Origin of the sequence: Actinophytocola sp. (assembly GCF_049647105.1) — a bacterium.
GTDB lineage: Bacteria > Actinomycetota > Actinomycetes > Mycobacteriales > Pseudonocardiaceae > Actinophytocola.
Genome location: NZ_JBARWZ010000313.1, coordinates 52,979 through 79,623, shown reverse-complemented (window position 1 = coordinate 79,623; position 26,645 = coordinate 52,979). Strand labels below are relative to the sequence as shown.

Genomic DNA, 26,645 nt, shown 5'->3' with positions numbered 1-26,645 from the left:
GGCACAGCAGGCACGGGCAGTCCAAGTGATCACGTAGCGTCAAGAACTTCATGATCACCGACGCCCGTGCCTGCCCCACATCCAGGTGGTCACGCCTACCCCACCACCATCATTCGCCGGAGCCTCTTAAGCGGTTGGTTGTGACGTGAACGGGAGAGGTTGTCTTGCAGTGACGCGTGCCGGAACTGGTAGACGCCGCCGACACGGCGCAGTATGCCGAGCCGGTGCGCGTCCTCGAAGAGCGCCATCAGCGACCATGGCGCGGTGCCGGTGAGGCGCAGTACCAGCACACTGGTGAGGTAGGCCGCGCTCGCGCTGCGGAGGATGAGCGCCAGACCCACGATGGTGGCACTGAGCAGGACCAGTGTGGACAGGCTCGGCACCCCCAGCATGTCGCCGAGCTGCCGCATGTCAGGCTGGCTGATGGCAGCCCCGTTCAGGAACCGGATGTGGAGAGTGGACGACATCGACCGCGTTAGGACGATGGCGAGTCCGGCCGCCGCCGCGATCACGATCAGCCGGACCGCGTTCAGTACCAGGTCCGTCCGTAGCCCGGTGCGTGGGGACCGCGGCCGATCGGTCGGTTGCGGTGTGGTCGCCCACCCTGTGACTGCGGACAACAACGCGATGGCCAGACCACCACCTAGGCCGAAGATCGCTCCGAAGAACACGCCGATCACCAGGCCGCCGGGGAGGTCGTCCATGGTGAGGCCCCAGGCCAGCCCGACGGGCAACGCGAAGGACAGCACCAGTGCCACGAAGATCGCGACCCCGACCGCCAACCCCCGCCCCAGCCACACACCCAGGTACCGCGCCCGCCTGGGAAGTCTCAGGTTGGTGTACGCGGGCTCGGCGATTCCGACACCCAGTCGGCAGCAGACGACCACGCCCGCCAACCACGCCAACGCCGGAAGCGGCGCACCCAGCTGAAGCCCGGAGTACACGAACGCCGCGTAGCCGGCGCCCATGACCGTCACCCGAACGATGTCGCGCGCGAACAGCGCCGCCGAGCCGCGCCCTCGGTACGGCAGCTCGAACATGCGACTCGCGACGAACCCGAACGCCACGCCGCCCACCACGCCGAAAGCGATGCCGTAAGCCAGCCCGTCCGCCTCTGTCGCCAGTCCGACCACAAGCGCGGCGATAACGCCGAGAACCACCGCGTACACCAACCCGAGGACCGCCCCCAGCAGCAGTGCGGCGACAAAGCCCACTCGCTCACCCCTGGCGCGGACCCCGTCCCGTATCGCGGCGAGGACGAACATCATTCCCATGGCCAGTGCGACGGCCACGCCGGTGAGAACGCCGTACACAACGGCACCTTCCGTTGTGTGGCCGTCCAGCAGAAGCAGCCAGCAGAACGCGCCGAACACCAGTCCGATGATCGCGGCCTGCGCGGTATGGAACTCCGACCACCGCATGAGGTGGGGCAGCCGCCACCAGGCGATGTCGCGTGTCTCCGCGCGGCTCATCGCGTGCGCGAGGCGACCAAGCCGCCGCATGTCGTGTGGATCCCATGCGCGGCGCGGGCGGAACGGATGGCTCGCATCGGGGAGAGGACGGTTCGTGGCCACCGCCGCGGGGACGAGGTTCTCCATGAGGTGCGCGCTGATCGCGTCCGGGGTCGGGTAGCGGACCGCGTCCGCCAGCTCGGTCGGGTCGCGACCGGTCTCGACGTAGACCGTGCGGAACAGCCACAGCGCCAGCGGCGTGTCCAGTGCGTCGGTGAGCGAGCCGGCACCGGCCCTTCGCGGGTTCTCGAGCGCTGTGACGACACGTTCCCACGGCGCGGCTGGTCGTGATGGCAGACACGATCGCAGGTATGCCGCCGCATCCTGCGATGTGAGCCGCATGGTCTCGATCACCGCGGCCGCGGTCAGCACGCCGCCTTGGTCATCGAGCACGGCGTCGCGGTAAGCCTGGGTTCTGCAAGTCAGGATGAGCCGGTCGTCTCTCGTCTGGGCCGACAATGCGGAAATCACCCGCGGCCGCACGGGATCGGGGAGCTCGTCCATGCCGTCCAACACCGGCAGCACCCGACGTTGCTCGACCATGGCCCGGGCGACATCCGGCCCGTACTCGCCGGCCTTGAGCGCAGGGAAGTCCCGCTCGATCCGCCCGGCCAGCCACTCGTGCAGGTCCGTCAGGTCCGGATCCCAGTCGGACAACGGCACCATGACCGGCACCGGTTCGTCGTCGGGCAAGTCGGTGAGCAACGCCCGCATGAACAGCACGGCGAGGGTGGTCTTGCCTGTGCCGGCCTCCCCCAGGACCACCACCCGCTGGCGCTGTAAGTGCCGGAACCATTTGACCAGGCCGTCGATCCTGTCGGTGCGCCCTGTGTCGACCGCTTGCCCGATCCAGCGCGTCAGCCGGTCAAAGACTCCGTTCCCATACACGTGACCTGGATGGTCCGAGAGGTCCTCATTCGCCTGGCGCACACGGACAACCATCGGCGCCGGGTCGTCGAGCCGCCGCACGGCGATCTCCGACCGCCACTGGCTCAACGACTGCTCGGCCAGCACCCGCCGCGCCGACTCGACCTGCTCCGACGTCGACGTCGTCGGGAGCGGCAGTGTCGTGCGGTAGGAAAGCCACCACTGCAACGCGGCTCCCACCAGCACCACGGCGACCGTAGCCAGCCACCACTCCTTATTGATCAACGCACCCGCTACCGAGCTCGTGACAACCAAGGCGGCCGTCGCCCACGCAACCGTTGACCGTCTCAGAAGGCCCCTCACTCAGTCATCCTTCATCCGACCGCTACCGACCAAGCAGCAGCCAACACCGAGTCCACGCAACCACCACCCGGCGTCGTTCACGACGCCGGCCGCGTTACGCCGACCAGAGAGCGCGACGCAGGTCCAAGGAGAACGACGCCATCCCGGTAGCAAACACGCCGACGAACACATCGTGGCAGCAAGGCCATATGCCGACTCAGCTGGCGCGTCACCCACACGAACGACTGACCTTCCAGCGCGCCAACACAGCATGGCATACTTGAACACATAGGATGGCCAGCTGCTATGCTGGCACTATGGTAAATCTCCCGGAATCCGGGAGATTACCCTCGAACAGGTGTTCGAGTCCCCCCTCGGACACCGGTCTTGGTGAGATCACACCAGACTCGCGAGATTTCACCTGCGGACGACTCGTTGTTGGCTTGATGTCCAGCGATTCAGCCCTCCATCCCCCCGTTGTCCGTTCAGCTCTGGCGTGAGTCAGTTCCCGAGCCGGCTCCGACGTTGCCGGATCCGGGGGAGCCAGTGCTCCCCCGGATTGGACGTTGGCGACCTCGATGTGGAACTTGAGTCGACGCTGTTGTCGGCCGATCTACGCGTTACGCGCAACGGGCATCGCCACCTGGTCGAAGCAAAGTTATAGGGCGTAACTCTGACGGGCCGCTCGTGACCCTCCCTGCGGAAGCATCTACGCGCGTGGCCGCAACTATGACCCGAACTACCTCGTGGATGGCGGTGCGTTGATCGTCAACCGCCAACAGCGGCGGACGCTCGATCGACGTTCTCGCGCTGCCTGTGCCGGTGATCGCCGTCCACGATCTGTTCGACGCGTGGAAGGAAGCGGACTGACAGCGATCCGCCGAGTGATCCTCGCGCCGGGCGTCCAACAGTCCACGTGTCGCACACGCAGCAACTACGGCAGCTGAACCCGCGAGCCCGTCGGAGATCGTTCGGCGGTCTTCAGGCCATTGGCAGTGGGAGCAACGTAGGGAGCGGTCAGCCCGGCAATATCCCCAGCCGGCGACGGTGCTGCCACGGTCAGGGCCCTGCCGCAGCTGCCGAGCTGACGACCAGAGGCGTCGAACGTACATGCCGATACCATCTGGACCCAGTGAGAGCGAGGAGAAATGACGTGATCGACGACTCGATTGCAGCGCTCAGGTCGTTGATGGTGGCCGCGTCGGAGAAGGTGCGGCATCCGGGCCTGTCGTTGGCCTTCTTTGTGTCTTCGGAGTACCTGGACATCCTCGATGCTAACGACGGAGGTTCGTTTGACGGCATCCCGCAGGCTGAACTTGAAGCGGCCCGAATTCGCCGGGGTTCTGTCATGCTGGCTGCGGACCAAGTCGTCGACCAATGTATCGTGGATCTTCAGCTGATTCAGTTTGGCGAGGACGGACTTCCTGATCCGGACCTGGCGGAGGACTCGTTCGTCTATGAGGAATTCCCTCGCCGGCATCGGCGCGCATACAACCAGTGGTTCTTCCGCAAGGTCTTGGTCACCGCGGTCAAGGTCGCATATGACCTCGCTGATCCCCATGGCAGCGAGGCGGCATGCACCGCCGAGGAGATCATCCGCCACGCTATCGGACGTATAGCCACCGGACTATGCGAACTGATCGAACTCGACGAACCCGATGCCCACCTCGAGGACGCGCTCCTCGAGGACCTCGACTTCGAGGATCTGTTCGATGACGAGATGGATGGCATCGAGGATGACCCGGCGCGCCAAGTGACGTGGGGCATCTACGTACCTGGTGTCGCGGATTGGTTCAGCCCGTTCAACGACGACTCCGTCGTCCACCCCTACGTGGAGACCGAACCAACCACACGGCCAGCCGTGCACAACCTGTTCAACCGCATCAGCGACCCGAATGCACACCGAGCCGTCTTCGAGTCCCCACTGCTGGACTCCCCGACCCCACTGGCCGGCTTCGACCCGGCCAGCGAAGCGGTCGCACTGGCCAGACAGGCAGCCATCGCCGACGCTGTCCCAGACGTCTGGGTAGCCGACGACACCGATCCCGAACGTTCCTCCACCGCGCTACTCGCCGCCGCCAAGAGCGCAGCAGGTGGCAGTGGATGGCCGACCTGGGAACCCTACGAAGGTGCTGACTTCGTCCGCGCCGACCCTGTCGTCTCCTTCACTCCGCACCGACACTTCCCCGTCGGTGACGACCAACCCTGGCTCTGGGCGGCGATCGGCGGTGGACGCTTGCTGGCCGTACCGCTGACCGTGGTGGTCGCCTACCAACCGGACACCGACGTCCAGCAACGCTGGAACGCCCCGTTCGGCCTCTCCGACGAATAAGACAACGGCGGAAGAAGTACAACCTTGCCCATTCCGCGACATCGGGCGCTAATACATTGCGGCTACGACAAGTCCGTACGGGGCACGGCGCGGATGCAGATGTATCGCATGACGACATCGTCGGCGACGATGTCTGGGGGCGAGTTGTCGACCACAACGAGCCGGGCGCCGTTGCCGGGTCCGGCAAGCCATGCCTTGACGTATCGATAGAAATTCTCGACCAGTCAGGCGTCAGCGAACTCGTCGTCGCTAGGTCGTGCGTCATGTCCGAGATTCTTTTGTGGACTGTCGGTGATCAGCAGGCCGGGTGCTCGAACTGCTTGCTCGAAGGCGATCTCCCAGACGGCGAGGTACCAGGCGATGCTGATGAGGACCAGACCGCCGCTGCTGGCATTGGTGTAGGGAAGGTCGCGGACGAAGGGACGAGTTGGTCGTTGAGGTGCGGATTGCTAAGTTCGGGTAGCCGATGTCGTCGAGGATCTCTCCGAACCGTGCGGACAGGCTGGAGATGACAGCGTCGCGCTCAGGGCGGCGGGCCGCGTTGCGTTGCTGGTCGGACTTATTCGTCGGCAGCGTGGATGGATTAGCGCCTAGCGGACAGCCTTTCATACCACGATCTCGGGCGATCCAGCTAGCCAGCCCGTTGGCAGTGAAAGGTCGAACACGTGGTTGTTGTCAGCCGAGCTGGTCAACCGCGCTTTGAAGCGGCGTCGGTCACAAGCTGCCACATTTCAGGGTTCCCGCATTCTGCCGTGATCTCAGCCGTCGCCTGAGCCGCGGCGAAGAAGTCGTCGGCCAGCGGCGAGGTGCGCGACGCCGCCATCGCGACGAATACCTGGTCGGGCGCCAGGTCCGGGACGGGTACGTAACTTATGTCCGGGCGTGAGAAGAACACGGTCTCCGAACGCCCCACGAACGAGATGCCACGGCCGGCCGCGACGTGCTCAAGCTTCTCCTCCACCCCGCGCACCCGGAGCCCGGAGTCGGGGTGCAGGCGCCTGGTGGGCTGCGTGCTCGGGTCGGCATGCCAGATCAGCGGCTCACCGGCCAGGTCGGCCTCGGTGACCTCATCCTTGCCGGCCAGTCGGTGATCGGCGGGCAGCACCACCATGAGGGGCTCGGTGTAGAGCGGAGTCAGGCGCAGGCCGGCCTCGTCGATGGGCAGCCGCACATAGCCGAGGTCGACGCGGCCGTCGAGCAGCATCGGGGCCTGGTCGTCCCATTCCATTCGCTGCACGTCCACGACTACGTCCGGATGCTGGGCCTCGAACACCCGCGTCGCCGGGATGATCGGGATGCCGGCCCGAAAGCCGACCATCAGCCGCCGGCCGCCGCGGGCAGCCACGGACACCCGGCGCCGGACCGCGTGCGCGGAGGCGAGCACCGGACCGGCGTCGTCCAGCAGCTGTCGGCCCGCGTCAGTCAGCGTCACGCCGTGGCTGTCCCTGGTGAACAGGGAGGCGCCGAGATCCTGTTCCAGCGCGCGGATCTGCCGGCTGAGCGCCGGCTGCGCGATGTGCAGCTCATCGGCGGCGCGGCCGAAGTGCAGCCTGTTGGCGACGGCGATGAAGTAGCGGAGCTTGCGCAGGTCCAGATCCATGGGGCCTCCCGGTCCGGCAATGCCTCGAAGGTATCACCACGGCTGAAACAGGTCTTGGACACCCGCTCAGGCCGGTGGCATCGTTCGTGGGGCCGAGAGAACTCGGTACAAGAATTCTGGATCGGTATTTTGATAGCAGGGCCCAAAACCAGGATGAGCACATCAAGAATTGGGCCTCTCTTCGTTCCTGTTTCGGAAACCCATCAATTCAAAGGTGTGACCGTGGGAAAGCTCGATGGCAAGGTAGCGGTGATCACCGGTGGATCTACCGGTATGGCACTGGCCGGCGCCAGACTATTCGTCGAGGAAGGAGCGCACGTCTTCATTCAGGCCCGGCGCCAGGTTGCACTGGACGACGCCGTCAGGCTGATCGGCCGCAACGTCACCGCCGTCCAGGGTGACGCGGCCGATCTGGATGACCTGGATCGCTTGTACGACACCGTCAAGCGGGAAAAGGGCTCGATCGATGTGCTGTGGGCCAGCGCCGGGATGGGCGAACCCGCCGTCCTCGGCGAGATCAACGAGGAACAGTTCCACCGCGCCTTCTGGCTCAACGCGCGCGGCACCCTGTTCACCGTGCAAAAGGCACTGCCGCTGATCAACGACAACGGCTCGATCTTCATGACCGGATCCAACGCCTCCCTCGGCGCCTTCCCCGGCTGGAGCCTCTACGCGGGAAGCAAAGCCGTCCAGCAGGCCTGGGCCCGCGTCTGGCTCAACGAACTGCGCGACCGCAAGATCCGGGTCAACGTCCTGACCCCCGGCCAGGTCGCCACCGCCAAACAGGAAGAACTGTTCGACGAGGCAACCAAAGCCGCATTCGAGTCCCTCATCCCCCGCGGAAAGATGGGCCGCCCCGAAGAAATCGCCACCGTCGCCCTGTTCCTCGCCTCCGACGACTCCAGCTACGTCAACGGCCTGGAAGTGGTCGCCGACGGCGGCACCACCGCCATCTGAACCACACACCAGGAATGCCGCGGGCACATCCCACAACAACCCGGTCGCCACAACGAACTGATCTCGAACGCGGACATCCGCAACACGCCCCCTGACCTGACCCCCCTCTTTTTTGGAATGGCGGCAGGTTCACGCATTCCAATCTACCGGCGGAAGACGAGCCGGAGGTGCCGGGAAAGGTGCGGCAGATGGCCTAGAAACGTCGCGGCCGACGCCCTGCGCCTGACCCTGCACGAACGAGGCAGAGCGACACCTAGAACAGGAAGAGAGCACACCTCATGAGCAGCATCACCTTCATCGGTGCGGGGAACATGGCCCGTACCATCGGCACGCTCGCGGTGGCGGGCGGCAACATCGTCGAGGTCATGGCACGCGATCAGTCCAAGGCCGATGCCCTGGCCAAGATTCTGGGCGGCGGCGCGACGGCGGGCAAGTGGGGCGCCGTCCCGGCCGGGGACATCGTCATCACGGCCCTGTTGTTCGACGGTGTCGTTCCGGTCGTCGCGCAGTACGGAGACGCCCTCGCGGGCAAGGTCATCGTCGACATCAGCAACCCCTTCAACGCCACGTTCGACGGACTGGCCCACAGCGAGGAGACCTCGATCGCGCAGGAAGTCGCCAAGGTGGCCCCGGCCAGCGCCAGCGTGGTGAAGGCATTCAACACCATCTTCCGTGGTGTCCTGGAGAATGGCCGGCCCAACGTCTTCATCGCTGGCGACAGTGCGCAGGCCAAGGCGGGCGTGGCGGCATTCATCGAGAGCCTCGGGCTGGGCCCGCTGGACGTCGGCGGCCTGAAAATGGCGCACTGGCTGGAGGGAATGGGCGTGGTCACGATGGGCCTCGCCGGCAACGGGGTTGGCCACTGGGACTTCGCTCTCGGCGTCAACGAATTTACCGGCTGAGCCCCTGCGGCTGAGCAGTCGGCGAACAGGGCGCCGTGCGCCCTGACAATGGTTGATTGATCACCGACTCGCTGATGTCGGATATCAATGGTGGCGAAAAATTTCGCCTGAGGAGGCTCAGCGCAATGCAGCTCGGTTTCATGATTCCCCTTGTCGGGCCCTCCGTCAGTGACGCCTCCGCCCTGAGCGCTTTCGTCCGCGGACTCGAGGACCTTGGCTACGACGCCCTGTGGGTCGGCGACCGCCTGGTCACGCCGGTTGACGTGGACAGCGGCTATCTGGCCCGAGGGCCGCAGATGACCCGCTCCTTCGATCCGATGCTGCTGTTGACCGTCGCCGCGGCGGCGACCAGCCGGGTGGGCCTGAACACCAGCACGCTCAGCACGTTCTACTACGAGCCGCCGCACCTGGCCCGGCTGCTGACCACGCTCGACGTGCTCAGCGACGGCCGCCTCGGTGTTGGTGTGGGGTTGGGGTGGATGAAGCAGGAGTACGACGTCGCCCGCAACGCGGACTGGCAGCGGCGCGGCAAGATGCTCGATGACATGCTGGAGTTCCTGCACGCGTGGTGGACGACCAGTCCCGTGTCCTGGGACAGCGAGTTCTTCACCATGCCACCGGTCCACGTCGGCCTGCGTCCGGTCCAGGTGGGTGGGCCACCCATCTGGATCGGCGGTGCCAGCGAGGCCGCGATGCGTCGAGTCGGCCGCAGTGGGGTCGGCTGGCTCGGGGTCGAAGGGCCGGCGCCCGCCGCGTCGATCAGTAGTCAGGACGAGGGCGCCGCCCGCCTGTGGTCGATCGCGCGTCGAGCGGCAGAGGACGCCGGCCGCGATCCCGACGCACTGAAGACGGCCATACGGATCAACCTCGAGCCGGGCACGTCCGTCGACTCGGTCGCGGACCAGTTGCAGCGGTACGCCGAGTCCGGTGTTGATGAGGCGTACTTCGATGCCTTCGCGATGTTCACCAGCCTTGACCAACTGCTCGACTTCGCCGGCCAGGTGATCGAGCGTACCGGCCGGTTGTGACCACCGAAGAAACCGCCACCTGAGGAACAACCACCCAAGGAAGCGAGCACTCACCATGAGCAGCATCAGTCTCATCGGCCTCGGGGGCATGGCCCACGCCATCGCCGCACGCGCGGTCGCGGGCGGCAACTCCGTCGAACTCATCGGCCGCGACCCGGCCAAGGCCAAGGGCCTGGCCGCCGAACTCGGCGCCGGGGCCACGGCGGGGACCTTCGGCACGGTCCCTGTGGGCGACATCGTCGTCCTCGCCGTGCCGTACACCAGCGCTGTGCCGGTCGTCGCCCGGTACGGGGATGCACTGGCCGGCAAGATCATCATCGACATCTCCAACACCTTCAACGCCGACGCCACCGGGCTGCTCACTCCTGAGGGCACGTCCGGTGCGCAGGAGATCGCCAAGGCGGCCCCGGCGAGCGCATCCGTCGTGAAGGCGTTCAACACCGTCTTCGGCCACGTCCTGATCCAGGAGCGTCCGTTGGACGTGTTCTTCGCCGGAGATGACGCGGGCGCCAAGGCGAGTGTGTCGGTGTTCATCGAGAGCCTCGGACTGCGTCCCCTCGACGTCGGCGGCCTGGAGATGGCTCGCTGGCTGGAAGGGGTCGGGCCGCTGCTGATGGGCCTGGCCCGCCACGGCGCGGGAACCTTCGACGTCGCCCTCGGCGTCGACTTCCCCGCCTGAGCGCACCCCACACCACCAATTCTTCCGGCCGCATCACTCACAAGGAGCAGTCGCGTGCGCGTCTTCGTCACTGGCGGGACCGGCCATTCCGGTTCGTACATCATTCCCGAGCTCGTCACCTCCGGGCACGAGGTCACCGGCCTGGCCCGGTCGGACACAGCCGCGGCGGCGCTCTCCGCGCTCGGCGTGAAGGTCCGCCGCGGCGACCTCCAGGACCTCGACGGACTCAAGGAGGCCGCGGCAGACTCGGACGGCGTCATCCACGTCGCGCACAGGCAAGACCTGCTTCCGTCCGGCGGGATCGACGCCGTGGCCGCCGCGGAGATCCCGATCATGCTCGCGTACGGCGAGGCGCTCGCGGGAACCGGGAAGCCGTTCGTCGCGGCGGGGAGCATCGGCTCGCCCGGGACCGGGCGGGACCTGGGCCGGCCGGCCACCGAGGAGGACCCGGCCCTTCCCGTCGGTGATGAGCACAAGGGCACCCTGCGGGCTCGTAACGTCGTGGAGACCGCCGTCATCGGCCTCGCCGAGCGGGGAGTGCGGTCTTCGGTCGTGCGCATCGCCAATATCGCGCACAGCACGACCGATCGTGCCGGCTTCCTCCCCACGCTGATCGCCCTGGCGAAGGACAAGGGCTTCGCCGGTTACCCCGGAGACGGCGCGAACCTGTGGAACGCCGTGCACATCCGCGATGGGGCCGCCTTGTTCCGCATGGCGCTGGAGAAGGGCCCTGCCGGCAACTACTGGCACGCAGTTGAGGACGGGGGCATTCCGTTCCGCGAGATCGCCGAGGCCATCGGTAGCCGCCTGGGTCTGCCCGCCGTGAGCGTGCCCCTGGACGAACTGATGCTGCCGGGATATTTCGGGTTCCTCGCGAACGTAGCCACGCAGAGCTACCCGGCGTCCAACCTCATCACCCGCCGGACCCTCGGCTGGGAACCCGGCCAGCCCAGCCTCCTCGCCGATCTGGACAACGGCCACTACTTCCCCGCCGGCTGACGGCAGGGACCCCAACGCAAATCAGTCCGGCACATGACCGGGACAATGCACTTCTGGAGGGACGCTAAGAATATGACGACTGTGGGATTCATCGGTACCCCACATGCAACGCGTGCGGTGTCGATCCCGAGCCAAGCGGTGAAGAGCGTGTTCAGGTTCACCTCCCACGAGCTGAACAACGTGTTGTGAACACCATTTGTGGGAGCGCTCCCATATAGTTGCGGATAGTGCTGATAAGCCGTCACTTTCAAGCTGCAGTCACGCGCCGGCCGCACTCTGGAACGGGGTGGATCCGGGGTCTGGTATCCAGGTTGTGAGGAGTGCTGCCGGCGAGTTCTGCCGAACGCGCTACCTGCGAGTGTCAACCGTGCGGTGATGATTCCGGACGGGCGAATCCATATTTTCGATGTAGTCCGCGGCGCTCCCGCCGCGGCTTCTCACAAAGGAGTCATTGTGCGTCTGGTATGGCAGCTCTTGGCGGTCGCGGTGGTCTGGATCCTTGGCAATCTGGGCACGGCTGCGGTGAAGGACAACCCCTGGCTGGCGCTCGGCGCCGGCCTGCTGACGGCCGTCGTCGCGGTCCTGGTCTATGGCTGGGTGGTGCGGCGAACCGAGCACCGGGCCCCTGTCGAGGTGTCGCTGAAGGGAGCAAGTGCCGGAATCAGCTGGGGCACGCTGCTCGGCATCGCGCTGTTCGGGGCAGTCATCGCGAACATCGCCTTCTTCGGTGACTACACGATCAACGGCCTGGGCACGCCGGCGAGCGCCGTCGCCCTGCTCGGTATCATGGCGGGTGCCGCCGTGACCGAGGAGCTGATCTTCCGCGGTGTCCTGTTCCGGAACGTCGAGCGCTGGACCGGAACCTGGATCGCGCTCGCGCTGACCGGCTCGCTGTTCGGCCTGATCCACCTGCTCAACGCAAACGCCACCCTGTGGGGTGCTATCGCTATCGCCATCGAGGCAGGTGGGATGCTGACCGCCGCGTACATCGCCACCCGCAAGCTGTGGGTGCCGATCGGTCTGCACTTCGGCTGGAACATCGCCGCGAGCGCCATCTTCAGCACCGAGGTGTCCGGCAGCAACACCGCGCAGGGCCTGCTGGACGCGACGATGTCGGGTCCAGCGCTGGTCACGGGCGGCGACTTCGGACCGGAGGCCAGTATCTACGCGGTGGTGTTCGGCGTGCTGGCCACCGGCGTGTTCATGTGGCTGGCCTCCCGGCGTGGTCACGTGGTCACCGTCCGTCGCTCGGCCCGGGCGGACGTGGTCAAGCTCTCCCGGTGACCAAACTCCGGCGGGTCCTGGACCGGTGGCGACAGCTCGACGTCACGGTCCGGGACCTGCCGCTCGCACTCCCGCCGAGACGCCTGCGACAAACGGAGCGGCTCCGCAGACATGACGTCCGCGGAGCCGCTCCGACTGCTGCAGGGTCGGTCTCAGCGCAGTTGGCGGAAGAACTCGGTGATGTCGTCGGCGAGCAGTTCGGGCTCTTCGTGGGCGGCGAAGTGTCCGCCGCGTGGCATCGACGTGTACCGGGTGATGTTGTAGGTGCGTTCGGCCCAGGAGCGCGGGGGCTGGGCGAGGTCGGCGGGAAGACGGCGACGGCGGTGGGCACGTCGACCTTTTCGACGCGCCGGGTCAGGCCGCGGGCGTACTCGTAGTAGGGCCGGAACGACGTCGAGATCGTGCCCGTGAACCAGTACAGGGACGCCTGGGTGAGGACGAAGTCGTCGGTGAACCGGAACGACAGGTCGCCGCCCGAGTCGCTCCAGGCGCGATACTTCTCGACGATCCAGGCCAGCAGGCCGGTCGGAGAGTCGGACAGAGCGTGGGCCAGGGTGAGCGGGCGGGTGGTCTGCTGATGCTGGTAACCGCCCTCCTCCGCGCTCCAGGCGGCGACCTGGTCGAGGTAGGCCTGTTCGTCCAGGGTGAGGCTGGCGGCGTCGTACTCCGGGGGTGCGGCGACGGCGAGCAGGTGGATGCCGGCCAGCGACTCCGATAGGCCTCACCCAGACGCGAGGTGATCCCCGCGCCCAGGTCGCCGCCGTGGGCGGCGTACCGGTCGAAGCCGAGCTCGTCCCGCATGAGCCGGTGCCAGACCTGGTGATTCTGGAGCGTCGGCGGGAGGACCAGACGTTGCGGCGAGAACGCGTAGCCGGGCAGCGAGGGGCGGTCGACGACCAGGTCGGGACGGGTGACGAACGGGTGGTGCCCGGTCGGCAGCTCGACGGAGCGCGTCGCGCGGCCCGCCGTGGAGGCGCCGCAGCTCGACCGACGTGCTGCGGTCCTGCGCGCACACGAGGTACATCGAGTCGATCCCCTGCCGGCCGGTCACACTGGTTGGCGTCATGAACGCCGCGGCCGACTGCGCCGTCACTCGCTCCCACGCCTGGTGCCGGGTCGCCTCGTCGGCGTCCTGGAGGAATCGTTCCCCGAACGAGGTCGCGTCGTAGCCGGACACGCTCAGCGTGCCGTCCCCGTTGTCACCGATCGAGACCGGGTCGCTCTCGCCGCTCATCGTCGCCCCCCGCGTGTCCGAGGTCGGGGAGGTAGGACGACACGTAGAGCAGGTGCGCGACGGCGGAGTGCCGGCCGGCCTCGGCGATGACGGTGCCGCCGTAGGAGTGACCGACGACTATCGCAGAGTCCACCTCGTCGAGCTCGGCCCGGAGCGCCGCCGCGTCGAGATCAGCAAGCTGCGCAGTTCCGTCTCGTCCCAGAGGTCGATCACGATCCCGACCTCACGTTCCTTCTTCCGCTTCCACGTGTCCCACCACTTCGTCGTGGGTCCGTCCATGCTCGACGGAACACAGAGGATCCACCGCGTCAGCGTGAAACCCTCCTTGGCGGCGTTCTTGACCACCGAGTCGAACGACTCGCGGATCTGCGCCTGGTGACTCTTGTTGACCTCCGGCATGAAGTACTCCGACTGCCAGACCGTCACCGCTCCACCGAGGTTCCCGATGAAGACGTCGATGCCCCAGTCGCCGGGATTCGCCGCAACCATCTTGGCCACCCCAGGCCGCACCGCCTGGACGAGTTGGCCGATCATCTCCTCAAAGTCTTGACGGGCACCGTGGGCGTTGGCTCGCACTTGATGTGCCGCGAAATTGATCGGGGTCTGGCCGGCAGGCACCCCGGCGGACAGTGCCACCGTCATCACGGCGTCCTGCGACACCAGCGACCACCTCCAACCGGCAGGTAAGGACCACCGCCTGCCTGTCCGACAGCACCGGCCTCACCGGCGCCCACAATAAGGCCTACGAACAGGTAGGCAAGCAAGCCGCCCAACACCGCTCGAAGACGTCGCGCACTGCGCCAATCAGGTACACAGCCCTCGCCGCAGGTCGCGCCCCCTGTGCCCGGCCGACACCGCCCGCAGTTGCGCAGTCGGTGCCGGGGGCGACGATGGATGCGTGAACGGTGTCAGCCGGGTCTCCTCCCGCCCCAGCCAGGTGCGGGAGCGGCTGATCGGCGCGCTCATCCCCGACGCACTCGGACCCAGCGACGAGAATGCGCGTGTTCCGCTGGCGGTGTTGCCGATGCTTCGCCGACTGGACCACCTCCACCCAGCGACGTTGCTGGTGTCGACGAGCAGGATGGACCGCTCCGGCCGTGTTCATGAACGGATCCTGCTGCGCGAACTCGGCTGGAACCCCGGCGACCGGGTGGACATGGACACGATGCACGGCATGATCCTCATCGCCGCCACCCCGGCCGGCCAGCACACCATCGACCATCGTGGCGCCATCAAACTCCCCGCTGTCCCAAAATTGGTACCTGGGATGGTCGGGCTGGGTTGTGAGTTGGGGCCGCGTGTTCGTTGATCAGTTCGGGTGATGCCGTGCCGGTGCTGTCAGGGGGCTGTGCTGCGGCGCAGGTGGTCCTTGATGCCTGGCGCTCCCCGCTACGAACCTGTCGCGAGTTCGCTCTCGTTCTGGCGTGGGCCGGACTGGCACTGGTGTGTGGTGCCTCTTGGTCGTGGGTGCTGGACGCGAGAGGCCCCCCGTGTGCATGTTCGTGGCCTTGCTGCTGGCGTGGCCCGGGGCCGCCCTACTCATGCCTGGCCACCGGCGCCGCCCAGATGCTCCACACCGTCCTCGACAGCTTCATCGTCGGCGCCAGGTGGTGAATCGATCGGGCAGCGCGAGGTGGTGGGCGGTGGCGGGCAGGATCGCGGCGAGGCCGACGGAGAGGTCCAGCATGCTGGCGAGGTCGGTGCCGGTCGCCATCGCCGCCGGCGTACGAACAATGCCGGGGTGTGCGACGTGTTCGTGAATTACCGGACCGCGGACGCGCGTTTCGGCGCGGCGGCCGCGTACGAGGAACTCGCGCGTCGATTCGGTGGCGAACGGGTTTTCCTGGACCACGTGTCGTTGGCGCCTGGCGAGGTGTATCCGGACGGGATTCGTGCCGCGCTCGAACAGACTCGGGTCCTGGTCGTGCTGATCGGCCCAGAGTGGCTCGGCGCCGCAGCGGACACCGGCCTCCGGCCGGTTGACCGGGCCGGCGACTGGGTGCGCCGGGAGATCCGTCGCGCGGTGGAGCGGGACGTCGCGATCATCCCGGTTTTGCTGGACGGCACCCCGATGCCGGCGCCCGCCTCGCTGCCGCCCGACATCCGGGACCTGACGACACGGCAGGCGGTGGAGGTCAGGCACCGCAGCCTGGCGGCCGATCTGATCCGGCTCGGTGATGCGGTCGCGCGGTGGGTCCCGCTGCCCGTCCGCGCAGGCGGAATCGTGCCGGACGGCTCGTCGGCGCACGATCCGGTGGCCGCCGCACTCGGGGGGTTGGCACACGCGGTCGACGCCCGCTGGCGAGACGAGGAGCTGCGGCGTCAGGTGCTGGATCCATTTCCGCTGCCGGTGCGGTGGCGCAGCGCGCCGGAGAAGGTGATGGATCACTGGGAGAACATCCGGGGGGTCGGCCCCGGTGTCACGGTGGCACCGCTCGACCTCTCGGGCGAGCTGGAGCGGATCGTGGCCGTCTACCGGGCAGTGCCCTCCGGGCGGCTCGTCGTGTTGGGGCGGGCCGGCGCGGGGAAGACCGTGCTGAGCCTGCGCTTCGTCCGGGAGTTCCTTCGTGCCGGCACCGCCATGGTGCCGGTGGTCTTCTGGCTCGGCTCCTGGGAGCCCACCACCGATCTGCGGGAGTGGCTGGTCGACCGCCTGCTGCGGGACCACCCTGGGCTGGCCGCGCCAGGTCCCGGCGGTTCGACGCTGGCGACGGCGCTGGTCGGCGCCGACCGGATCCTTCCCGTGCTGGACGGGTTCGATGAGATCGCCGAGGGACTACGCGGGACCGCGCTGCGCGCGCTCGGGGACGCTGGCCTTCCGTTCCTGATGACGAGCCGAACCAAGGAGTTCGTCACGGCCGTCGAGCGCGGCGACGTGTTGAGCGCCGCCGCCGTCGTCGAGGTGACCGACCTGAACCGCACCGATCTCGCTGACTACCTGCCCAGGACCACGGGGAGAACCCACGGCGAGCGCGTGCACCTCACCACCACCGTGTGGGCGCCGGTCCTGACCGCGCTACAGGACCGGCCGGACGATCCGGACAGCGTCACCCTGGCTGCGGTGTTGACCACGCCACTGATGGTCTCCCTCGCCCGCGCCGGCTACAGCGACGTGCCCGACCGCGATCCCCGCACGCTGCTCGACATCGCCCGCGGCGGTGATCCGGACCTGGTCGAGGACCATCTCCTGAGCAGCGCGGTCCCGACCGCCTACCGCACCAAGGTGCGGGGCCGCCGGCGCTGGGACGCCGACCATGCGCGGCGGTGGCTCGGCAACCTCGCCCGCCACCTCCACCGCATCGACACCCGTAACCTCGCGTGGTGGGAGCTGGGGGGCAGTCTCAGCCGGCCGGCGCGCACCCTGCTCACGGGGCTGGCGTCCGGACTGGCCTTCGGATTCGTCAACTGCCTGGTGATGACCGTAGTCGCGGAGATCCTGCTCGGTGCGGGACTTCTGCTGAGCCTGGTCAACGGTGCGCTCAACGGGGTGACGTCCGGACTCGTGGCCGGGATCGTCTTCGCGCTCCTGCACCGGATCGGTCTCTGGCTCACGCCCGGCGAGCACGGCCTGGCACCGACGCGGAACCAAGTGCGGCGCTTCGGCGCGACCGTGCCGCGCCACCGGCGTTCCGCCACCAGGTTCGCGATCGGGTGCGCTGCCGGCTTCCTTTTCAGCACGCTGTTCCGGTTCCTGACCTACCTCCTGCTCGCACTGCTGACCGGATACTGGTACCCCCTGGGCGACGCCGTTTCGATGGCGGCGCTCTACGGGCTCGCCGTCGGGTCGGCCGTCGGCATCATGGCCAGACTTGAGGCCCCCGCCGACATCACGACCGTGGTCAGCCCCACCGGACTGCTAAAGCTCAACCGGGTCGCCGTCGGCTACCTGGCGCTCACCTGGATGGTCGTCTTCGGGATCGCCGGCCTGATCCTCGGCGGCGTCAGCACGGGCCTCGGCAGTGTCGGGGGCGGAGTGCTGAACGGAATCGTGATCGCGGTCGTCGGTGGAATCGGCGGTGGGCTCGGCTACGTGGTTAGCCTCACCGCCTGGGGCCAGTGGATCGTGCTGGCACGCGTGTGGCTTCCGCTGACCCGCCGGCTGCCGTGGCGAACGCACGCCTTCCTCGCCGACGCGCACGAACGCGGGATCCTGCGCCAGGCCGGCGCGGTGTACCGGTTCAGCCACGCCCGCCTCCAGGACCACCTCGTCGGGCCCGGCGCGACCCGGGCTTACCCGGCCGAGTGACGGCTGGGGGCCTGGCGTTCGTCGTGCACGCGAACCGAATGTCGTCGACGCAGGGACGGGTAACAATTAGACCTGAGTGACGCCGGGCGTCTCCCTGGCTCAGGAGCCGGCAACCGCGCGGTCACATCGGAATGAACTTCCGGAGCTGTCCGCGCGGTTGGTCGGTCAGGTGGGTTTGCGGACGAGGCCGGTGTAGGCGAGGGTGGCGAGAGGAGTGCTTGGAGGAAGGCGACCTAGTTGTATGCCGTCATGACGTTGGTGACGCCGGTGTGGAGCCGGGTTGCTGGTGGCTGGTTTCCGGCGGTGATGTGGGGTCGATGGTAGTTTGTAGTGCAGGTCCAGACCTTCAGTGCTTCTGACGGTGTTGTTCGCTGGTCCAGGTGTGGGCGTAGAGGAATTCCTCAGCCAGGATGCTGGTGGTAGCGCTCTTTGCCGTTGTGGCGTGGTGTGTATGAGGTGATGCGTTGGTGGCGTGCTCCGCATAGGACGGTGGCGAAGTCGCGGGCGCGGTAACTGGTTCCGTTGTCGGTCACGATCCGGTGGACATGCTGGATTCCGTGTGCGGTGAAGAACGCGCAGGCCCGGTGGGTGAACCCGATCGCGGTGCGGGCTTGCTCGTCGGGCATGGCCTCGGTGTAGACCAGACGGGAGAACCCGTCGATCGCGGTGTGCAGGTAGATGTAGCGTCCACGGTCCCGCGTTTGCGGCCTCGAATCGACTGTGTGGCCTGCTCGCTGCCGCGGCCATGGACCCGCCAGCCTCCGCCGTCGGGGATGACCCCGACCTCCTTCACGTCGAGGTGGAGCATGTGACCTGGCCAGCGGGCATGGATCCGTCGGGGTTGCCGGTTGTTATCGCCGGTTGGGTCGACGAACCGGCGTCGGTTCAGGCCCAGGTGGACCAGGTGCCGGCTGACGGTCCGGACAGCGATCACGGTTCCTTCGCCAGCCAACTCGCAAGCGATCCGCCGGGCGGACCACTTGCGTTCCCGCCGCATCGTCTCGATCCGCACAACGACCTGTCCGGTCGTGGCGGTCGGTTGGTGGTGCGGGACACTGGGCCGGTCCAACAGCCCAGCGTCGCCGTAGTTGCAGTGGCGATTGAACCACTTGCTCGCGGCATTGCCGCGAGATCCCCATCTCAGCGGCGAAATGCGCGATCGGGCAGGACTGGCAGCGCACTACGAGACGGCGGCGGCCTTCCACGGACAACGGGGCATTACGGTGGAGCATCGGACGGGGTCTCTGCTCGGCGGATAGTTTGGTCGCACCTCCATCCTGCCGCCGAAAGACCTGTCCCCTCGTCTCAGCCCCTACCGGCCGTCACCAACCTCATGACCCGCAACAGCTAGGCGTTCACGCCCCGCAGGGCGCCGCGTCGTCCGTCGCGCTGTCGAGGCTGACCTCAAGCACGCTGTCGCCACCCCACCGGGCGCGTCGAGCGCGTGTGCTCCGGAGCGCCGGCCGTCGGCGGTGAACGGGTGCCGTACAGGCTCGAACATGGCCGCATGGCAAGGTCTCCGAGCAGGTCGACGCGGTCGCGCGGACCCGAGGGTCTGCTCGCCGGCTGGCCGCGATCACCCCGGGTTACTGGACGAGCACGTCGACGTCGAGAGCGCTGTCGAAGAGCCATGCCGGGCTCCAGGCGTCGTGGTTGCCGGACAGCGTCCAGTACCACCCGACGACGGTGCCGACCGCCTCGGTCTGGTAGGACCATGGCCCCCCGCTGTCACCGGGTTGGGCGTTCTTGTCGTCCATCCCGATGAGGGTCCAGGACAGGCCGGTGGTGAACAGCACCACCGAGGTCGAAGTGACGCGGTCACAAACCCTGGTGCCGCCTATCCGGCTGTAGATGCAGTAGAGATTGTTGATGGCGGTCCCGCTCTCCACCGAGTTGACCTCCCGCCGCTCCGACGGCGAGTTGTCGGCGTAGTACTCCGCCAGGTCGGAGTGGTCGACGGTGGCGTGCCACTCGACCTCGCCGAGGCCGCCGATGTGCTGGTCCCGGAAGGGGAAGTCGATGTCGTAGACGGTGCTCCACGGCTGCGTGTACTGATTCATGCCGTCGCAGTGGGCGGCGGTGGTGATCCCCGTTTCCGCTGTCACGCGGTGCTCGACGCTGAAGCCGGTGGTGCACACCGACCCGGTCGACCTGTTGCGCGCCGGAGCCCCGCCGTAGCCGTGCAGGTCGCCGGCCACCGGTTGCTCGATGAACCGCAGGGTCACGCCTTCGCTCAGCGCCGGGGGCAGGACCGCGCCGGGCTGCCGGGGCGCGTTGGCCGCGACGTTGATCGTGCCGGCGGGGGTCACCTCGGCGTTGACTGGTCGATGGCCGGCGTCGGCCAGCAGTCGCACCACGGCGACCGCTCGGTCGGTGAGCTCGGTCGCCGAGAATTTGCCGCCGCCGGCGAGTCCCACGTCGAGGCCGGACGCTGACGCGAGCGTTCGTGCCGCCGCCGGTACCTCACCCTTGAACCGGATCCAGCTCCTGCTGTCAGGGATCTCGGCGTGTTCGGCGCCGGCGAACATCGTGGGGAACCGTGCCTGTGTCTCGTCCACGAGGGCGCCGAACGCCTCCTGGTGCAGCATGTGCCGGCGGGTGGCCGCCGGGGTCCAGCCGAACGTCTCGGCGATGATGGCCACGTCGGCGGTGGTGGCCGCCGCCTTGTCCAGTGCCGCGCCGCCGGGAGCGGGATCGTGGCGGTGTCCTGCGGCTCCGCTCGTCGGCGCCGTCGGCAGCACCACCGCCAGGAACACGGCCACGGTGGCCATGGTGGTCAATCGCCGGAGATTCGTCTTGTTCATGGCGCGGACGCCCTCTCCATCGAGGAGGGCACGGCGATCGTCCCCAACGGTCAATGATCGGGGCGCACTGTCCGGGCGTTAGCGGCACCCGAGGTCGGTGCGAAAACGATGACATCCACGGGAACTGCCGGCGGCCCGGTGGATCGAGAATCCACTTCAGGCTCATGAGCTCGTTGAGGCTCCGCTCGCCGTTGAGGCGGCCGAGGCCGGACCGCCTTGGCGATCGCGACGGCCTTCCCGCCGTCACCAACGTCATGACCCGCAACAAGACGTTGCGGGTCGCTCTCTACTCCCCCGGCGCAGCGTCGCAGGTACGTCGCCCAGCGAGTCGATGCGCGCATACACCTCGTGGCTTCCATCAGGTTCGGCGCGGGTGTGTTGTTGATCTCCGCCTGAGCCGCCGCTCAGCATGCGCCGTGTTGATCACCTCCACGAGCGCCATGGGATCAATCCCCTGCCACGATCGCCGCTTGGAACCTCCGAATCTCCGCCTCCGCCTTGGCGAGCCGATGTCTCGCCGCGTCTCGTCCGGCCGCCTTCCGCCCCGCTCCCTGCTGAGAGGCCACGAAAGCGGCCACTGTCGCATCCACGTGATCTCGGTCGAACAACTCGGGAACCAGTTCTAGGAAGGCGAGCGGTACAGCGGCTGTCATTCGGTTGTAGGCCAGGTCAGACGCGGGATCCGGCTACGTGACGAGTCGTGACAGCACGGCATGCAGGGCGGCGTCCCAGCCCGTGACCGTGGCGGCGGTGAACAGGTCCGTGGAGTACTCCCAGTAGATCCGGTCCTCGGCGATCCGTACGTACAGCTCGGTGCGTGCCACCCCCGGCACCACGAGCACGGTGGTCCTCGACTCGGTGCCGGGCAGCGCCAGCCGCGGTGGCGGGGTGGTGACCACGGTGAACAGCACTGTCGGGAACTGACGATCGACGTGGTCAGGCGCGACGGCGGCGACCACCTCGTCGAGCGGCAGGTCCTGGTGGTCCAGCCCGCCGAACAGGCGGCGGAGAACGCTTCCAGGGCGTCCGGCCCCGGCCGGACCCGCACCAGCACCGCGTCGCCGACCAGCCCCACCACGCGCTCGTGCTCCGGGGCGCGCACCCGGGATCACGACGTGAGGCGCGCGCCCCACCTGGTCGTGGCGGTGTCTCCAGGTCGCAGGTGCGTCAGCTGGTCGCCGCTGTGGAAGGCGTTGGGTGGGCAGGTCATGGGTTCCGTGCCCAGCCCTCGGCGGCGGCGGCCTGGCGCCAGGGTGTCGCCGGTGAACAGTTCGACGATGGGGTGTGAATCGTCGACCCACAGTTCCGCGGTGGCGCCGTCGGCGCCGGTCAGCCGTACCCACGCCCTTCCCCGGTCGTCCCGGGCAAGGTCCGTGAAGGGATAGTCGATCTCGAGGTCGCCGATCCGGGTGCCCCTGCGGAAGTCGAACGGGGTGCCGTCGACCGGCTCGGTGCCGGTGGGGAGCTGGCGTTCCGGATCGGTGAGGATTCTCGTGGCCGCGTCGAGCTCGAGACGTGCGTCGTCGATGAGCCCCTCCCCCGGCGAGAGGTACGGATGCTGCCCGCAGCCGTAGGGTGCGGTGCTGTCACCGACGTTGGTGGCCGTCGTGGTCACGACGAGCCCGTCGGCGGACAGCTCGTAGCGGACCGTCACCCGCAGGCAGAACGGGTAGCCCTGCATGGGGTGGATCCGGGTGGCCATGGTGACGGCGGCCGACGTGTGCTCCGCGACCACCCACGGCCGCCACATGAGCAGGCCGTGAATGGCGTTGTTCTTCTCCGGTTCGGTCAGCGCCAGCTGGTACACCGCATCCTCGAACCGGTACCTGCCCCCGTCGATCCGGTTCGGCCACGGGACCAGGGGCGCCCCGTGCGCGCCGTCCGCCATCGAATCCGGCGGGTACGGGTCGAGCACGTGCCGCCCTCCACTGGTGTACTCCCGGATGCCACCACCCACCTCGACCACGACGGCGTGCTGCGTCCCGCTGCTGATCTCGTACTGGGCGCCGGATGCCGTTGCCACCACGTGGTTCTCCTCCTGCTGGGTCATGCCCGACAGTCTGTCCCGCACCTCCCCGTCGCGCATGACGAAGCCGACGCGCGGCCCGCGCTCAGTGCGACAGCGTCCGCGGCAGAGTCCGGGACAGCGACTGTAACTGCGTCAGCGCATGTGGCCTGCCGGGTTCGCCGGCGGGACCGCCGTGCACGCATCGCCGCAATGCGTTGCGCACCATGTCGACGCCGTGCTCGGTGAACAGCGACTCCGGGTGGAACTGCACGCCCTCGATCGGCAGTGCCCGATGCCGTACGCCCATGACCTCCCTGGTCTCCGACCACGCGGTCACGGCCAGCTCGGCGGGCAGCGTCGCGGCGTCGATCACCAGGGAGTGGTAGCGCGTGACGGTCAGCGTGTTCGGCACCCCCGTGAAAACCCCCGTCCCCGTCGTTCTTGATCTCCGAGCACTTCCCGTGCATCGGTTCGGTGGCGTGGCGGATCCGGGCGCCGAAGGCGGCACCGATCACCTGGTGACCGAGGCAGACGCCGAAGATCGGGACCCGGCCGAGCGGTGGCTGCGCCGGATCCACGCCGCGGCAGCGGGCGGCGACCCCGAGGCACTGCCACCGACCGGGCGCTGATCACAGCACCCAACTCCCCATCGACCGCGATCCACAGTGGACAAGGCGACTACCTCGCAACAACGGGAACCCGATGGCCGGACAGCGTGGGCCCTGACGCTCACCGTGGGAAGCAGGGCTGGCGAGATGAGTAGTACCCAACCGTGCGGATGAGACCGACTCTTGCGGATGTGAAACCACCGCCCTAGGCTCATTGGGAGCGCTCCCAGAACATCTCGCCAACCGTCAGAGCAGACGGAGGAGATCCAGTCCCATGAGATCGCTGTTCCCTGCCCGGCGACGCCACGTCGCCACCCTCGCCCTGGCCGTGGTGGCGACCGCGTTCGCCACCACGGCTGCCCATGCCGCCGACTACCAACGGATCCTCAACGGTTCCTTCAGCGCGGGCACGGCCGACCCGTGGTGGGCGAGCGCCGGGGTGACCAACCGCGTCGCCAACAGCGAGCTGTGCGCGTCGGTCACCGGCGGCACGACAAACCCGTGGGACGCCCTGATCGGCCAGAACGGCGTGCCGTTCGAGGCCGGGCAGCAGTACACGATGTCCTTCGACGCCTACGCCGCCACTCCTCAGCGCATCGCGGCCAACGCGGGCGAAGCGGTCAGCCCGTACCAGGGGATCGCCCGGCACGAGGTCCAGCTGACCACAAGCAAGCAGAAGTACACCTTCACCTTCGCTTCCCAGCTGAGCTTCCCGGACTCGGGCAACGGCCAGATCACCTTCCAGCTCGGCGGCAACACGGCGAACAACACCGTCTGCGTGGACAACATCTCACTGGTCGGCGGCGTCATCCCGCCCGGCGGCCCTGGCGCGCCGACGAAGAAGGTCCAGGTCGACCAGGTCGCGTACGTGCCCGGTCTGCCCAAGCACGCCACCCTCGTGTCCGACGCGACCACCGCGCAGACCTGGGTGCTGAAGAACTCCGCCGGAACGGCCGTGGCCACCGGCCAGACCACGCCGAAGGGCGTCGACGCGCTGTCCGGCGACCCGGTGCACCTGATCGACTTCTCGTCCTACGACACGGCGGGCACGGGCTACACGCTGACTGTCGGTGCGGAGAGCAGCTTCCCGTTCGGCATCTCCGCCGACCCGATCAAGAGGCTGCGCTACGACTCGCTGGCGTTCTTCCACCACCAGCGCAGCGGTATCGCGATCGACGCGCAGTACGTCGGCACCACGTACGCGCGGCCGGCGGGCCACCTCAACGTCGCGCCCAACCAGGGCGACAACAACGTGCCCTGCCGGTCCGACCTGAACTGTGGCTACACATTGGACGTGCGCGGCGGCTGGTACGACGCCGGCGACCACGGAAAGTACGTCGTCAACGGCGGCATCTCGGCGTGGCAGGTCCTCAACACCTACGAGCGCGCCAAGCTGGTCGGCGACGCCGCCGCACTGGGTGACGGCAAGCTCGCCATCCCGGAGAAGGCCAACGGGGTGCCCGACATCCTCGACGAGGCCCGCTGGGAGGTCGAGTTCCTGCTGAGGATGCAGGCGCCGGATGGCATGGTGCACCACAAGATCCACGACGCGAACTGGACCGCGCTGCCCACGCTGCCCCACCAGGACAGCCAGCCCCGCAGGCTCTCGCCGACCAGCACCGCGGCGACGCTGAACACGGCGGCGGTCGCGGCGCAGGCGGCTCGCATCTGGAAGACCATCGACCCGGTGTTCTCGGCGAAGGCGCTGGCCGCGGCGGCGAAGGCATATGCGGCGGCGAAGGCGAACCCGAACAAGATCGCAGACCCGAACGACAGCACCGGCGGCGGCGCGTACTCCGACACCACGCTCACCGACGAGTTCTACTGGGCCGCCGCGGAGCTGTACACGACGACCGGCGAGGCCGGCTACCGCGCGGACGTGACCGGCTCGACCCTCTACAAGGGACGGTCGATCAACGACCGCGGCTACGACTGGGGTTACACCGGTCCGCTCGGTGACATCACGCTGGCGCTGGTGCCCACCGGTCTGCCCGCGGCGGACGTGGCGGCGATCAAGGCGGCGTTCGTGGCCGCCGCCGACAGTCTCCTGACCCAGATGGCGTCGCAGGGCTACCCCGCGCCGTACCGGGAACCCGACGGCACCTACGTCTGGGGTTCGAACGGCCTGGTCGCCAACAACGCGTCGGTACTCGCGCTCGCACACGACTTCACCGGCGCGGCCAAGTACCGCGAGGGCGTGTACGAGGCGCTGCACTACCTGTTCGGCCGCAACCCGGTGAGCTACTCCTACGTCAGCGGGTACGGCGGGCAGCCGGTGCGCAACGTCCACCACCGGCACTGGGCCAACCAACTCGACCCGACCCTGCCCATCGCGCCACCCGGCGCGCTCTCCGGCGGCCCGAACAGCGGGTTGCAGGATCCCATCGCGGAGCGCATGCTCCAGGGCTGCAAGCCACAGAAGTGCTTCGTGGACCACATCGAGGCGTACTCGCTCAACGAGGTCACGGTCAACTGGAACTCGGCGCTGGCGTGGATCGCCAACTGGGCAGCGGAGAAGTCGGCCCCGTCGATCCCACCGGACAGCACTCCCCCGACTACGCCGGGCACCCCCGTGGCGGCCAACGTCACCGCTACCGGCGCGACACTGACGTGGACCGCATCCAGCGACGCGGAGAGCGGCGTCCGGAACTACGACGTCGTCGCGATCGAAGGTGACTCGACGCGGGTGGTCACCTCCGTCAGCGGCACGTCCGCGACGCTGACCGGGCTGCGGCCGGACACCGCGTACCGGTTCGCCGTGCAGGCCCGCAACGGGGCAGGACTCACGTCCACAGTCTCCGGCGCGGTCTCGGTGACCACCAGCCCGGACGGCCAGACTCACTGCAAGATCTCCTACCAGGCGACCGGGTGGAGTACCGGACTGTCCGGGAACGTCACCATCACCAACACCAGCGGCACGAATTGGGACTCGTGGACGCTGCGGTTCACCTGGCCCGGCAACCAGCGGATCACCGAGGGGTGGTCGGCGACCTGGACGCAGACCGGCGCCGCGGTGTCCGCGACTCCCCTGTCGTGGAACAGCCGCGTGCCGGCCGGCGGTTCGGTGCAGGTCGGGTTCAACGCCTCGTCGTCTCCGCCGCACCCGGAGCCGACCGACTTCACAGTCAACGGACAGCCCTGCTCGAGGAACTGACCCGAGGCGCTCACACCTCGTCGAGACAGCCGGAAGCCCGGCCGATAAGTCCGGGTCATACGTACGCCATCAAGCTCCACGGCCGGACCC

Annotated in this window: 19 protein-coding genes and 1 pseudogene; 10 read left to right on the top strand and 10 right to left on the bottom strand. The window is 67.9% G+C overall.

Annotated elements, in window-relative coordinates; all coding sequences use genetic code 11:
- Positions 1-95: 95 nt before the first annotated feature.
- Positions 96-2,663 (bottom strand): NACHT domain-containing protein, encoded by a 2,568-nt coding sequence (locus tag WBA97_RS38745; RefSeq protein WP_424236060.1) that lies wholly within the window; start codon positions 2,661-2,663, stop codon positions 96-98.
- A 1,210-nt stretch (positions 2,664-3,873) separates the two neighbouring features.
- On the opposite strand from WBA97_RS38745, the gene WBA97_RS38740 reads away from it, so the two are divergent.
- The gene (locus tag WBA97_RS38740) at positions 3,874-5,052 is read left to right on the top strand and encodes a hypothetical protein (protein WP_424236059.1); all 1,179 of its coding nucleotides are present in this window, start codon (positions 3,874-3,876) and stop codon (positions 5,050-5,052) included.
- Between the two features lie 688 nt (positions 5,053-5,740).
- Here the strand turns inward: WBA97_RS38740 and WBA97_RS38735 are convergent.
- Positions 5,741-6,652, bottom strand: a complete 912-nt coding sequence (locus WBA97_RS38735) for a LysR substrate-binding domain-containing protein (protein ID WP_424236058.1) — start codon at positions 6,650-6,652, stop codon at positions 5,741-5,743.
- Positions 6,653-6,874: 222 nt separating this feature from the next.
- Between WBA97_RS38735 and WBA97_RS38730 the strand changes: the two genes are divergently transcribed.
- From WBA97_RS38730 to WBA97_RS38705, 6 genes are all read left to right on the top strand, one after another.
- Complete coding sequence (locus WBA97_RS38730) at positions 6,875-7,609, top strand: SDR family NAD(P)-dependent oxidoreductase (RefSeq protein WP_424236057.1); 735 nt, start codon at positions 6,875-6,877, stop codon at positions 7,607-7,609.
- A 278-nt stretch (positions 7,610-7,887) separates the two neighbouring features.
- Positions 7,888-8,511, top strand: coding sequence for an NADPH-dependent F420 reductase (locus tag WBA97_RS38725; RefSeq protein ID WP_424236055.1), 624 nt, complete (start codon positions 7,888-7,890; stop codon positions 8,509-8,511).
- A 125-nt stretch (positions 8,512-8,636) separates the two neighbouring features.
- Complete coding sequence (locus WBA97_RS38720) at positions 8,637-9,539, top strand: TIGR03619 family F420-dependent LLM class oxidoreductase (RefSeq protein ID WP_424236054.1); 903 nt, start codon at positions 8,637-8,639, stop codon at positions 9,537-9,539.
- A 55-nt stretch (positions 9,540-9,594) separates the two neighbouring features.
- The gene (locus WBA97_RS38715; protein ID WP_424236052.1) at positions 9,595-10,218 is read left to right on the top strand and encodes an NADPH-dependent F420 reductase; all 624 of its coding nucleotides are present in this window, start codon (positions 9,595-9,597) and stop codon (positions 10,216-10,218) included.
- Positions 10,219-10,272: 54 nt separating this feature from the next.
- On the top strand, positions 10,273-11,217 hold the full coding sequence (locus tag WBA97_RS38710) for an SDR family oxidoreductase (protein WP_424236050.1): 945 nt from the start codon (positions 10,273-10,275) through the stop codon (positions 11,215-11,217).
- A gap of 474 nt (positions 11,218-11,691) precedes the next feature.
- Complete coding sequence (locus tag WBA97_RS38705) at positions 11,692-12,501, top strand: lysostaphin resistance A-like protein (RefSeq protein ID WP_424236048.1); 810 nt, start codon at positions 11,692-11,694, stop codon at positions 12,499-12,501.
- A 1,199-nt stretch (positions 12,502-13,700) separates the two neighbouring features.
- Here WBA97_RS38705 and WBA97_RS38700 read toward each other — a convergent pair.
- Together WBA97_RS38700 and WBA97_RS38695 are read right to left on the bottom strand one after the other, a co-directional pair.
- On the bottom strand, positions 13,701-13,868 hold the full coding sequence (locus WBA97_RS38700) for a hypothetical protein (RefSeq protein WP_424236046.1): 168 nt from the start codon (positions 13,866-13,868) through the stop codon (positions 13,701-13,703).
- Positions 13,853-14,395, bottom strand: coding sequence for a hypothetical protein (locus tag WBA97_RS38695; RefSeq protein ID WP_424236044.1), 543 nt, complete (start codon positions 14,393-14,395; stop codon positions 13,853-13,855). The genes WBA97_RS38700 and WBA97_RS38695 overlap by 16 nt, the downstream gene beginning before the upstream one ends.
- Positions 14,396-14,633: 238 nt before the next feature.
- Here WBA97_RS38695 and WBA97_RS38690 point away from each other — a divergent pair, with 238 nt between their 5' ends.
- A complete protein-coding gene (locus WBA97_RS38690) occupies positions 14,634-15,044 on the top strand; it encodes a hypothetical protein (RefSeq protein WP_424236042.1) in 411 nt (136 codons plus the stop codon).
- A gap of 282 nt (positions 15,045-15,326) precedes the next feature.
- On the opposite strand, the gene WBA97_RS38685 is transcribed toward WBA97_RS38690, so the two are convergent.
- On the bottom strand, positions 15,327-15,449 hold the full coding sequence (locus WBA97_RS38685) for a hypothetical protein (protein WP_424236040.1): 123 nt from the start codon (positions 15,447-15,449) through the stop codon (positions 15,327-15,329).
- Positions 15,450-15,485: 36 nt separating this feature from the next.
- Here WBA97_RS38685 and WBA97_RS38680 point away from each other — a divergent pair, with 36 nt between their 5' ends.
- Positions 15,486-17,981, top strand: a complete 2,496-nt coding sequence (locus WBA97_RS38680; RefSeq protein WP_424236038.1) for a TIR domain-containing protein — start codon at positions 15,486-15,488, stop codon at positions 17,979-17,981.
- 233 nt (positions 17,982-18,214) lie between these two features.
- Here WBA97_RS38680 and WBA97_RS38675 read toward each other — a convergent pair.
- The 5 genes and pseudogenes from WBA97_RS38675 to WBA97_RS38655 form a co-directional block, all read right to left on the bottom strand.
- A pseudogene (locus tag WBA97_RS38675) lies at positions 18,215-19,213 on the bottom strand (IS481 family transposase).
- A gap of 354 nt (positions 19,214-19,567) precedes the next feature.
- Entirely contained in the window at positions 19,568-20,743 is a 1,176-nt protein-coding gene (locus WBA97_RS38670; protein ID WP_424236036.1) for a hypothetical protein, read from the bottom strand.
- A gap of 728 nt (positions 20,744-21,471) precedes the next feature.
- Entirely contained in the window at positions 21,472-21,897 is a 426-nt protein-coding gene (locus WBA97_RS38665; protein ID WP_424236035.1) for a hypothetical protein, read from the bottom strand.
- Positions 21,894-22,835 (bottom strand): aldose 1-epimerase family protein, encoded by a 942-nt coding sequence (locus tag WBA97_RS38660; RefSeq protein ID WP_424236033.1) that lies wholly within the window; start codon positions 22,833-22,835, stop codon positions 21,894-21,896. Before WBA97_RS38660 ends, WBA97_RS38665 begins: the two co-directional genes overlap by 4 nt.
- 61 nt (positions 22,836-22,896) lie before the next feature.
- On the bottom strand, positions 22,897-23,205 hold the full coding sequence (locus tag WBA97_RS38655; RefSeq protein WP_424236032.1) for a glutamine amidotransferase-related protein: 309 nt from the start codon (positions 23,203-23,205) through the stop codon (positions 22,897-22,899).
- 470 nt (positions 23,206-23,675) lie between these two features.
- Between WBA97_RS38655 and WBA97_RS38650 the strand changes: the two genes are divergently transcribed.
- A complete protein-coding gene (locus WBA97_RS38650) occupies positions 23,676-26,555 on the top strand; it encodes a glycoside hydrolase family 9 protein (RefSeq protein WP_424236030.1) in 2,880 nt (959 codons plus the stop codon).
- The last annotated feature ends 90 nt before the right edge of the window (positions 26,556-26,645 follow it).